This window comes from Rheinheimera sp., assembly GCF_036568245.1.
GTDB lineage: Bacteria > Pseudomonadota > Gammaproteobacteria > Enterobacterales > Alteromonadaceae > Alishewanella.
On the sequence record NZ_DATCSY010000112.1, the window covers coordinates 1 to 11,301 of the forward strand.

Annotated in this window: 9 protein-coding genes and 1 pseudogene; 4 read left to right on the plus strand and 6 right to left on the minus strand. The window is 47.5% G+C overall.

What is annotated here, in order from left to right:
• A pseudogene (locus tag VIN66_RS05085) lies at window positions 1-210 on the minus strand (U32 family peptidase); the annotation flags it as partial.
• 4 nt (window positions 211-214) lie between these two features.
• Window positions 215-1,207: a ubiquinone anaerobic biosynthesis protein UbiU gene (gene ubiU, locus VIN66_RS05090; RefSeq protein WP_331922961.1), complete on the minus strand. Its 993-nt coding sequence runs from the start codon at window positions 1,205-1,207 to the stop codon at window positions 215-217.
• Window positions 1,208-1,320: 113 nt separating this feature from the next.
• On the opposite strand from ubiU, the gene ubiT reads away from it, so the two are divergent.
• From ubiT to VIN66_RS05105, 3 genes are all read left to right on the plus strand, one after another.
• The gene (gene ubiT, locus VIN66_RS05095) at window positions 1,321-1,812 is read left to right on the plus strand and encodes a ubiquinone anaerobic biosynthesis accessory factor UbiT (protein WP_331922962.1); all 492 of its coding nucleotides are present in this window, start codon (window positions 1,321-1,323) and stop codon (window positions 1,810-1,812) included.
• A 152-nt stretch (window positions 1,813-1,964) separates the two neighbouring features.
• On the plus strand, window positions 1,965-3,326 hold the full coding sequence (gene hemN / locus VIN66_RS05100) for an oxygen-independent coproporphyrinogen III oxidase (protein WP_331922963.1): 1,362 nt from the start codon (window positions 1,965-1,967) through the stop codon (window positions 3,324-3,326).
• 505 nt (window positions 3,327-3,831) lie between these two features.
• Complete coding sequence (locus VIN66_RS05105; protein WP_331922964.1) at window positions 3,832-4,074, plus strand: hypothetical protein; 243 nt, start codon at window positions 3,832-3,834, stop codon at window positions 4,072-4,074.
• Between the two features lie 145 nt (window positions 4,075-4,219).
• On the opposite strand, the gene VIN66_RS05110 is transcribed toward VIN66_RS05105, so the two are convergent.
• Entirely contained in the window at window positions 4,220-4,624 is a 405-nt protein-coding gene (locus VIN66_RS05110) for a ribonucleotide reductase subunit alpha (RefSeq protein ID WP_331922965.1), read from the minus strand.
• Between the two features lie 185 nt (window positions 4,625-4,809).
• Here VIN66_RS05110 and VIN66_RS05115 point away from each other — a divergent pair, with 185 nt between their 5' ends.
• The gene (locus VIN66_RS05115) at window positions 4,810-6,771 is read left to right on the plus strand and encodes a methyl-accepting chemotaxis protein (protein WP_331922966.1); all 1,962 of its coding nucleotides are present in this window, start codon (window positions 4,810-4,812) and stop codon (window positions 6,769-6,771) included.
• A gap of 3 nt (window positions 6,772-6,774) precedes the next feature.
• Here the strand turns inward: VIN66_RS05115 and VIN66_RS05120 are convergent, their stop codons facing one another.
• The 3 genes from VIN66_RS05120 to VIN66_RS05130 all read right to left on the minus strand — a co-directional run.
• On the minus strand, window positions 6,775-7,974 hold the full coding sequence (locus tag VIN66_RS05120) for an HPP family protein (protein ID WP_331922967.1): 1,200 nt from the start codon (window positions 7,972-7,974) through the stop codon (window positions 6,775-6,777).
• 287 nt (window positions 7,975-8,261) lie between these two features.
• Window positions 8,262-9,392 (minus strand): methyl-accepting chemotaxis protein, encoded by a 1,131-nt coding sequence (locus VIN66_RS05125; RefSeq protein ID WP_331922968.1) that lies wholly within the window; start codon window positions 9,390-9,392, stop codon window positions 8,262-8,264.
• A gap of 82 nt (window positions 9,393-9,474) precedes the next feature.
• Window positions 9,475-11,301, minus strand: a 1,827-nt coding sequence (locus VIN66_RS05130; protein ID WP_331922969.1) for a nitric-oxide reductase large subunit, incomplete at its 5' end; no start/stop codon positions are given.

Consider the following 11,301-nt stretch of genomic DNA (forward strand, 5'->3'; position numbering starts at 1 on the left):
GGTCATAGATGATAAACATACCTGTTTGCCTGCCTCGTGTAAGGTTTTAGCTATTGCGAAATAATCATCAAATTTTAATTCCCGTCGTTTGCTGCATACCGTTTCACCCAGATAAACAATATCAAAATCGCTGTCTGCGACCTCGCGGTAAAATTGCAGCATCTGATCTTTGGGCCAAAAATACTGCACAGGGCCAAGTGAAAATTTCATGCTGTTACTTCCATTGCCGGTGATAAGCACCCAGTGTGGTCTGGCTGCCTTCAGAAAGACTGGCAAGTACATGTTGCCAGTCTGCCTGTACGCTAAAGTGATCTGGTGCGGCCATTACCGCGTCAATAGCGGCCCGCCATACTTTGGTAATTTGCGCCACATAAGCCGGGCTGCGCTGGCGGCCTTCAATTTTCAGCGAGCTAATACCTTCCGCGTATAACTGCGGTAATAAATCCAGTGTGTTTAAACTGGTTGGCTCTTCCAGGGCATGGTAGGTATCTGCCCCGACACTAAAACGGCCTTTACATAAGGTGGGGTAGCCAGCGTTCTCACCCGGGCTAAAACGGTCTATCAGAATGCCGTTTAAACGCGATTCCAGTATGCCGTCGTTATCCTGCCAGTTTACAAAAGCAGCGGGAGAACAAGCACCGGCAGTGTTGGGCGACTGCCCGGTCATATAAGAGCTTAAGTAACAGCGACCCTCAGCCATGATGCATAGGCTACCAAATGCAAACACTTCCAAATCAATGTCGCAACTTCTGGCCAGCGCTCTTACCTGTTGTATTGATAATACACGGGGCAGTACTACCCGGCTGATACCAAACTGACGGTAAAAATTAATCGCAGCGGCATTAGTGGCAGACGCTTGTACAGACAGGTGGCGTTCTATATACGGGAAGCGTTCAGCAGCATAGGCAAGCATGGCAATATCCGCGAGGATCAGCACATCTGCACCGGCATTAGCTGCTAATTCTACTGCGTGTTGCCAGCGGCGATAGTTATCCGGATGGGCGAAAGTGTTAATGGCAACGTGCAACTTTTTGCCATGTAAATGCACAAAACGCACAGCTTCTTTTAACTTTGCTTCGTCAAAATTTAACCCGGCAAAATGGCGGGCATTCGTGTCGTCTTTTAAGCCGATATATACGGCATCAGCGCCATGTTCTATGGCTGCCTTCAATGCTGGCATGCTTCCAGCTGGGCAAAGCAACTCCATTTTTACCTTTTCGACCTGAGGTTTAGGCGTCGTAGCTACCTCCGACAGGGAATAGCCAACGCGTGTTTACTGTGGTTTTATTATAGAGGCACAGTGAAGCGGAAGGCGCATATATGTTTGATATTAAAAGAGTTAACCACAAGTTGGTAGCGGGTCTACCCACAATGATGCATCGGCTTACCCGTTATGTGCCCGGTAGTGTTCAGGGCAAAATGTTAGAATGCAGTCTGAACCGCTTTTTTCATAGCGAACTTAAGCAAAACGAGCTGGCGTTCATGGGCAATAAACAGGTGGTTGTTGCTGTGTCTGATATTGGCCTGCAGTTTGGTATCAGGCTTGACCGCAACCGATTACAGATAGAACTTAACCCGACACAGCAGGATTTACTGTTAAAAGCTGAGTTTGCCGATTTTATTGCAATGATAAGTAATCAGGTCGACCCGGATACACTTTTTTTCCGCCGCCGTTTACACATGTTAGGTGATACTGAGCTCGGCTTGTACTGCAAAAACCTGCTTGATGCTATCGGCCCGGAGCGATTACCCGCAGCTTTGTCTCGCAGCCTGACATGGCTGTCACAGCAACAAATGATACAAACACCTTGAATGGCTAAAGATCTATACCCAATGGATTTCAAGATGCATGTAGGCGGCAAGTGAGCGAATCCCCATGAGCTTAGCTGTATTAAGTGATTGGGGTGAGTGAACGCAGCCAACAACCGTGCATCTTGAAAGACGAAGTGTATAAAGAGGTAATTATGACATCAGTTAGCTGGGACCCGAAGCTCATCAGTAAATACAATATTAATGGCCCACGGTATACGTCTTACCCAACCGCATTGGCGTTAAGCCAAAACTTTGACTGCAAGAGAATCTTTCAGACAATACAACAAAGTCCGGTTGAACTGAGTTTATATCTGCATATCCCGTTCTGCCATAAGCTGTGTTACTACTGTGGTTGTAATAAAGTGATCACCCGACATCAGCATAAAGCGGATACGTATCTTGATGCGCTGGCAGAAGAGATGGCGCTGTATGCGCCACTGCTGAGCGACAAACGCATTACTCAGTTGCATTTGGGCGGCGGTACACCCACTTTCCTGACAGAAGTGCAACTTAGCCGCCTGATGGCGCTGTTGCACAAGTACTTTACCATTAACAGTGATGCTGAAATCAGTATTGAAATTGACCCGCGCAGTTGCAGTGATGAAAAGCTACGGCATTTGCGTACGCTGGGCTTTAACCGCGTTAGCTTCGGTGTGCAGGATTTAGATGAAAAAGTGCAAATTGCCATCAACCGGGTACAGGATACTGATCTTATCCGCCATCAGGTGGCGTTAAGCCGGACGTTGGGTTTTACGTCGATTAACCTTGATCTCATATATGGCCTGCCATTTCAGCATCCGGCCAGCTTCGCACAAACGGTTGATGAAATTATCCGCCTGAACCCGGATCGCATTTCACTGTTTAGCTATGCCCACTTACCAGAACGCTTTGCCGCCCAGCATAAAATTGATAATGCCAGCCTGCCGGATGCCACGTTGAAACTGGAACTGATGCAACTGGCCATAAACTGCTTTGTTGCCGCGGGTTATCAGTTTATCGGTATGGACCATTTTGCCCGGCCCGATGATGCACTGGCTAAAGCGCAACAAGCCGGTAAACTGCAGCGTAACTTCCAGGGTTATACCACCGCAGGGCAGGACGCACTGATTGGCCTTGGCGTATCCAGTATCAGCCAGGTAAGCGGTGTGTTATGGCAAAACGCTAAAGATCTGCCGGCATATTATCAGGCTATCAATACCAACCAGCTACCGGTAGAGCGCGGTTTTAGTCTCAATAGTGACGATAAACTGCGTGCAGCACTTATCAGCCAGCTCATCTGCCACTTCGAGCTTGACGTCGAACAGTTTAACCAAAAGTGGCGTCTTAACAGCTTCTGGCAATACTTCAGTGAGGCGCTGGCACGGTTGCAGCCTTTTATGGAAGATGGTTTGGTTGAAGTATATGCCGAGCGCATTAAAGTGACTGATAGCGGCAGGCTGTGGGTGCGCAGCATCTGTGCCTGTTTTGATGCTTACTTAACCCAGGGACAGCAGCGTTATTCTAAAGTGGTGTAAAGCAGTACCAATTTAATCGCAACTTCCGATAAGTGCCAAAAGCGGATATTCGTTCTGGTATTTAGCTTCTGAAAATCGCTGTATTTGTATGCACATAATGCCCAAGCCTGACTCAAGTTTTGTTAGACGGGTTAACCCGTATTTGTCGCCGGCACAAATACCAGCTGTACCTATAAGTCATTGTAAGTTTAAAAGAAGCGGTGTAATGTTCTGTACATTAAATTTACAAAGACAGGTTAACCCGTGTTTAAAAGCGGGTCGACCCGCCGAATAAGCGTTAAGTGTCATCGGTAAATCTATGTTGAGTGCCATATACGAAGAAAACTGTAGTAACTGTAAGAGTGATTTAGTGTGTCATCTCTGTAGAGAGCCTTTATGTGAGTCGTGCACAGTTCAAGTGGATGGCGAGCAATGCTGTCGGCCATGTTCGGCTTCGATAAGAAACGATAAAAGATTGGTCTCCTATTTTGTCGAGTGGCATCGCACAGAAAATCTTGGTGATATTGTGCTAACAAAATCTCCAGAGTTGCTGTATCACCAGTACAAAAAAGGTAGCACATTCGCAGTGGCTGAATTCGAGACTGACAATGTTATCGGTTCGGTTACATTTCGCTCGGATGCTCAGTGCGATGCCGATGCAATCGCTGTCACCTCAGAGCAGCCACTATTTACTGAATATCGTATATTGGTAAACGAGAGAGAAATCGACGAGTTCCTAACCTCGGTATATGCCAGTGTTCAGGGGTGAAACACTTAACAAACGCAGGCTGTCGGAACGCCTTTCCGCTGCGCTCCAAGTCGTCCGCAGCTGTGGGCGTTAACGTCCGCTTTTCGCTCAAAGGAGACGTTTTATATCAATGTACAGCGTCTCAAATCGGTGTTTGGTGGCAATTCTAATACAACGCCACTAACTCGCCGGTTTTATCAAAGGTTAGAAAATCAGCAATCATGCCGCCCTGAATTTTCTCTGTCATCATCTTCAGTGGTTGGCTGGCTTCATCGCTGTTTGGCGGAAAGCCACCGCGGCCACCCAGGGCAGAGACAAAAGCAATATCCCAGTCAACGCCGGTGTTTTTGGATTCAAGCACCAGGTTGGAAAAATCGCTGACTTCTTCCGGTAACTTATCGACACATAACACCGGTGCCAGGGCGCCACCGTTGCCTTGCTCAAAATTTTGTTTTTGCGTGTCGGTGTACCCATTTGGCAGTTCTGCCTTGGCGAATACAAATAACAAGCGCTGCGGTTCAGTTTGTTGCTGAGCGGCGATGATGAGATCTGCGTAAGATTCAATATTCATCTGAAATACCTTTAAAACGAGGTTTCTTTCATTCGTATCAACCTAGTGTATCAAAGCAGATTGATAGCAGATATTGGCCAAAATGAAGATGGTATCTACCCATAAAGCGGTAGCCACCTTTGTTTGCTTAGTGGTTGGGTGGTTTTTACCTAAAATGGTGGTTATTTTCACCCTGAGACATGCCCATGAAACACCTTATCCGTAATCTGCCACTTCGTCGCAAGCTGATGTTGTTACTCTTGTTACCCGCGATAGCGGCACTTTTGCTGGCTATGGATCGGTTGTATCTTAACTGGCAGCACGTTCGAACGGCGCAATATGTAACACATGCAATTGATACGTCTGTCTCAATGAATAAACTGGTTGCAACTTTGCAGGCTGAAAGGGGCGCAAGTGGTGTGTATTTGGCCAGTGCAGGTGCACGTTTCACCGATCGTTTACGCCAATTGCGTATGCAAACGGACCTTCACTTGCAAGCTTTTATGGTTTTGCAACAGCCAGAGCTGGTTGCTTTGCAGCAACAATTGCAACAACTGCCGGAGCTACGCCATCAAATTGACCAATTTACGTTGAGCAATAGCATCTCAGCTGAGCGCTATACGGCATTAGTCACTGCGATGATAGCGCAGAATCACCAATTGGAAGCGACGCTGACACAGCAAGACATGGCACGGCAGCTTGCTACTTTAAACCAGCTTATTGAATTGAAAGAGCGAGCAGGGCGAGAGCGTGCCATTTTAGGCCTGGTATTTAGCCGGGGGAGTTTCAGTACTGAGTTACTTACCCGATTTAGTAACAATTTAGGTGCCTACAATGCTTTTAGTGAAAATTTTGTTCGTATGTTACGCCCGCAGCAACAACATGCCTGGCAACTGATAACGCAGCACAGCAGTTTTGCTGAGGTATCCCGTATACAGCAGCTTGGCTTTACCACCTCTCCAGGCGAGCCTCTCAATGTAGATGACGGCCAATGGTTTGATTTGGCCACTGAGCGTTTGGCACAAATGGCGGTTTTTGAAGCTGAGCTTAATGCTGATATAGCGTCGGCGGCGGGGCAATTGTACCAGCAATCTAACCGGCAACTTTGGTTGCTGTTGGGGGTTATCGCACTGTTAGGTATCGTACTGGCAGTGATAGCGATTAAAACAATACGTAGCATTGCCGATGCTGTTTGTAGTGTTGAAAATACTATAGCTGCTCTTGCCGGGCGGGATCTGAGCGCCCGCTGCCAGTATAGTGGTGAAGATGAATTTGGCAGCATTGCTGATAGCACCAATAATATGGCGCAGCAGCTGCAACAGGTTATTGTTGAAATAGGTGATGCAACAACGCAAGTCGCGACAGCGGCAGAGCAGTCTTCTGCTGTTACATTGCAAACCAGCAAAGGCGTGCAGCAGCAACAACAAGATACTGAAATGGTAGCAACGGCCATGCATGAAATGAGTGCTACGGTGCGGGATGTGGCAGCCAGTACATCACAAGCGGCGCAGTTATCTGACAGTGTGCAAGCCGCTGCGATACAGGGGCAAAACCGGTTACAGCAAACTGTTGCACTTATTCAGCGATTGTCCGGGCAGGTAGAAAGTACTGCTAATGTGATTGATAAGGTAAAGCACGACAGTGATGCTGTTACCTCAGTGCTGGATGTTATTCGCGGTATTGCTGAACAAACCAACTTGCTGGCACTTAATGCTGCAATAGAAGCCGCTCGTGCCGGTGAACAGGGCCGTGGTTTTGCTGTCGTTGCTGACGAAGTACGTACCTTGGCGCAGCGCACAGCGCAATCAACCGGTGATATTCAACGAATGATTGAGGGTTTACAGCAGGGAGCACAGCAAGCGTCTGATGCAATGGTAATCAGTCTTGAGCAGGCGCAGGAAGGGCGGGAAAAAGTGACACAAACCGGAGATATTCTGGCGCAGGTGTTGCAGGATATAAAAAGTATTAATGACAAAAATATTCAGATTGCCTCTGCAGCAGAACAGCAAGCGGCAGTGGCAGAAGAGATAAACCAAAAAATTATCAATATCAGCGATGTAGCAGTGCAAACCAGTGCTGGTGCAGAGCAAACAGCCAGCACCAGCAGTGAATTGGCGCGGTTAGCTGAGCAGTTACAACTGACGGTCGCGCGCTTTAAACTGGCCTGAGCATCAGGCTGGTTTGGTGTTATTCAGATTGGCGTTAAACAACGCTGCGATAAGATCAGACTGGGTAATTACCCCTACCAGTTGCTGCTGATCATTTAATACCGGTATATGGTGTAAACCCTGATCAGACAGCACAGGCACCAGTGCAGCAATATGCTCATGTTCATGCGCAACAGTCAGCTTGCTAACCATGATATCAGCTACATTGCGTTTGTATTGGCTGCTGTGCTTGTTACGCAGTAATAGCTGATTAACATGGCGCAACAACCCCCAGTAATGCGGTACTTTCAGGTTCTTCAAAAAATCGACCGTGGCAATAACACCCAGCAAATGTTGTTCATCATTAACCACCGGTAACATGCTGATTTTGTGTTTGCGAAGCAATTGCCAGGCTGTTGCCACGGCAGTATCCGGTTTTACGGTGATAAGATCGCGCGACATGATGTCACTGCAACGAATTTCGCCACTTTTTCGCTGATAAGCATGCAGCTGTGCCTGATGATACAAACGCTCAAGATCCTGCTCGCTGATATCAATTACCGTATCAAAACTGTTTAAAGCACTTAACAGATCTTCTGTTTGCAACCCCAACCGGTTTAGGGGGGATTTATCATGATGCAAATGAATGGGGTCGTACTGCTGTGAGGGCTTTTGCAAACCTTGCTTTAACCAAAATTTTTGCAATAGCAGCGCGACTGCTAACATCACAAAAACGTTAAGTGCTACCGGGTAGAGTAAAAAGTCGTAGCCCAAAACGGTGTTTGAAGAAGCAATAACCGGTACCAGTGCAGTGGCACCTCCGGGTGGATGCATACATTCAAACAGGTACATGACAAACAGCACACAGCCTATGGTCACGGCAGCCATTAGTGCAAGGTCAGTAAACAGGTGTGAACACAGTAAACCAATGGTGGCAGAAATCAGATGGCCGCCGACAAATGACCAGGGTTTGGCCAGCGGGCTATTGGGTAAACCAAATAACAAGACCGAAGATGCCCCCATAGAGGCTAATAATACAGCTGTGCTTGCCATATCGGCTAACCGCATGCTGGTGTAGGTTACGATGAATAAGGCAATAAAAGCTGCCAATGCAACCTTTAGCCGTTCAGTTAGTGGAATCGCAGATAAGCGCTGGCTGTCGCGTTTAATCAGACCAAGTTGCGCCAATAACATACTAAACAGATTTTTTATCGAGGTTGACAAGGGATAACCACCAGGCGCACCAAAAGAGGGCAAGTATAAGCTGATCGTTTATAAAAAAACACCGCTGAGCGGAGCGGTGTTTAGAGTTTCATCTTATAAGTTATCGTTATTGGTTTTCTGGTACATAAATTTGGCAGCCATCATCCAGTTTGAAACGGTTACTTCTGTTATACATCCAGATTCACTTCGCCCGGTTAATAAATATCAGGTATCTGATTTAGCTTAGTATTTGCTACAAGCGGTATCTTAAGTTTAAACCGCGTTTGGGGGCGGCTTGTGTAAAGAAGTTAGTTGGCTTTGCTTAGCATTGACGAAATACCGCGCATTACCGTGCGGTTAGCATCTTCCATCGCAGTTAGCGCAGACAACGCAGATTCCACATCGCCATTGTGATACAGGCTGACGGCTTTTTTAGCAAAGGCGTGTACTGCCTGATGTGGTTTTTCCAGCTCATCGTAGCCAGGCAGCTTAGCAAACCGTACTTTACCTTCACCATCGTAATACCACTGACCTAATAAACATTCGGTTTCGTCAGGTAATTGCTCAGCGTTAATTTCAGATATACCAAGAAATACCTTATAAACTGCCATTTTTACGCCCAGTTCCTGTAGATTGGCCATTTCAATGTTAGCTAGCTGTGCTGCCCAGGTAACTCTTTGTTGCATTTGCTGAGCTGATTTTTGCAAGTGTTTCATATCGCTGACGGTGGCCTGACTTTGCTGAGAAAACAGGGCAGATTTTTTCGCGCCGTCATGCATGGTCATGCGTGCTGTTTCCGTTTCGCTTTGAATCGTTTGTACCAAATGGGTGATGTCAGTGGTTGCCCGCCCGGTGCGCTGGGCTAAATTACGTACTTCGTCAGCAACGACTGCAAATCCGCGCCCGGAATCCCCGGCGCGGGCTGCTTCAATAGCCGCATTTAAAGCCAGCAAATTGGTTTGCTCAGCGACTTCACGAATAAGCTGAACAATACTACTAATTTCCGTAGCACGGTGATGCAGGTTCTCAATACTATTGGCAGAGGTTGTGATGGTTTCAAACATTTGCTGTAAGTTTGCGGCCATTTGCTGTAGGGCTGTGCCACTGTGAGAAGAGCGTTCAGACACGTCAGCTACGCAGGCAATTTGTTGTGTCAGGTTAGCGGCCAGTTCGCTAAATGATGTTTGTACGTCATTTAGCGAATCACTGAAAAAAGCAAAGTTGGCTGAAACACCACGCATGGTGGTTAGCTCATCATGAATTTTAGCGGATTCTTGTTGGCGTGTTAGCTCAAACTCTTTGTTTTGTGCAAGTTGAGTTTTTAGCTGTTGGTTCTCATCCATAAGTCGCGTACATGTCTGCTCAAGTTGTTGCAGTTTTAATTTGTCTTTGCCGAAAATCATAGGGATTGCCTCTTTCTTACTGCTGAAGATCGCCATTTACACTAAGCGTCGGCTAAGTATCGTGGTGCAGGTAGAAGACACCGCAGCATAGTGGCGGTGTCTTCAATTAACAGAAATGTTAGCTTATCTGTTGCAGTGGCTGTTCAGCCGCCTTGCTATCAAACACGCCTTTTACCACCTGCCAACTTATTGCTAAGGCGCCGATGATAAAGATCACATCACCTATGGTGCGAACCCAACGCAGTGTGTGCAATATATCGCTTTGCATAAAGGCTTCGCTGCGGGCATACCATAAACCCTCGGTAGCGCTGGCATAAAACTGGATGAAGCCAATTGGCAGCAAGCTACTGAACAGCATCAGCATCAGACCACCATTCATCCACCAGAATGCCGTTTTCATCAGCTTTTCATCAAACACTAACTGAGGCCGGATATAACGCAGGATAAGCAGGCAGAAACCCAGAGCCAGGAAACCATATACACCGAATAATGCAGCATGCGCATGGGTTGGCGTGGTATTTAAGCCTTGCAGGTAATACAGAGCGATAGGTGGGTTAATCATAAAACCAAATACACCTGCACCCAGCATATTCCAGAATGCCACGGCGACGAAAAACAGCAGCGGCCATTTAATATCTGCCATCCACGGCGCTTTGTTTTTTAAGCGCCAGTTTTCCCAGGCTTCATAGCCAAGTACAACAAGCGGTACCACTTCCAGTGCACTAAAGGTCGCGCCTACCGCCATTACCGGTGTGGTGGTGCCGGCAAAATACAGGTGATGGAAGGTTCCCGGAATGCCGCCCAGCATAAACAATGAAGCTGACGCAAGACTGGCACTGGTTGCAACAGTGCGCGACACCAGCCCCATACTATGGAAGATAAAAGCCAGTGATACGGTGGCGAACACCTCAAAGAAACCTTCTACCCACAGATGTACGACCCACCAGCGCCAGTATTCCATTACCGATAAATGCGTGCGCTCGCCATAGAATAAACCGGCGCCGTAGAATAAGCCGACGCAAATAACCGATGCCGCAAACAGTGCCAGCAGGTTTTTATCACCCGGTGCTTTAAAGGCAGGTACCACGGCACGCAGCATCAACACTAACCAGAACAGTACGCCAACGTATTTAATAATTTGCCAGAAGCGGCCAATATCAATGTACTCATAGCCCTGATGACCAAACCAGAAGCTATATTGCTCGGGCATAATTTGCATAATGGCAAAATAGTTACCGGCAAAAGAGCCTGCAACTAATACCACTAAGGCCCAAAATAGCACGTCAACGCCCAGTTTCTGGAACTTGGGATCTTTACCGCCGTTAATAATCGGGGCTAAAAATAACCCGGCAGCCAGAAAACCGGTGGCTATCCAGAACATGGCAGCCTGAATATGCCAGGTGCGGACCAGGCTGTAGGGCAACCATTCTGTGGTGTTAAGGCCGTAAAAACCGTCACCTTCTACCGTGTAGTGCGCGGTAAAACCGCCTAAGAATACCTGTAGTGTGAACAACGCCACGACCACCAGAATATATTTACCCAGTGCTTTTTGCGATGGTGTAAGTTTAAGCTTAGCAATCGGGTCCAGCTTCGGAGCGGCCGGTTCTTCTTCATCATGCTTGCGTAAAAATGCCCAGCCCCAAATCAGGCCACCGACACCGGCAATGAATAAGATGATACTCACCAGAGACCAAATCAGGTTTTCCGCAGTGGGGCGGTTATCAATCAACGGTTCGTGTGGCCAGTTATTGGTATAGGTTGCACTATCCGGAGTACGCTCAGTGCTGGCGGCCCAGGCGGTCCAGAAAAAAAACTGCGTCATTTCCTGGCGGCGGCTTAAAGAGGGCAGGGTATTGTTTTTCATCGCATAGTTGGCGCGGGTTTGGCTAAGCGCGGCATCATCGCCAAATAAGGCAATATAGTGCTCTGCCGTTTGCGCGATGGC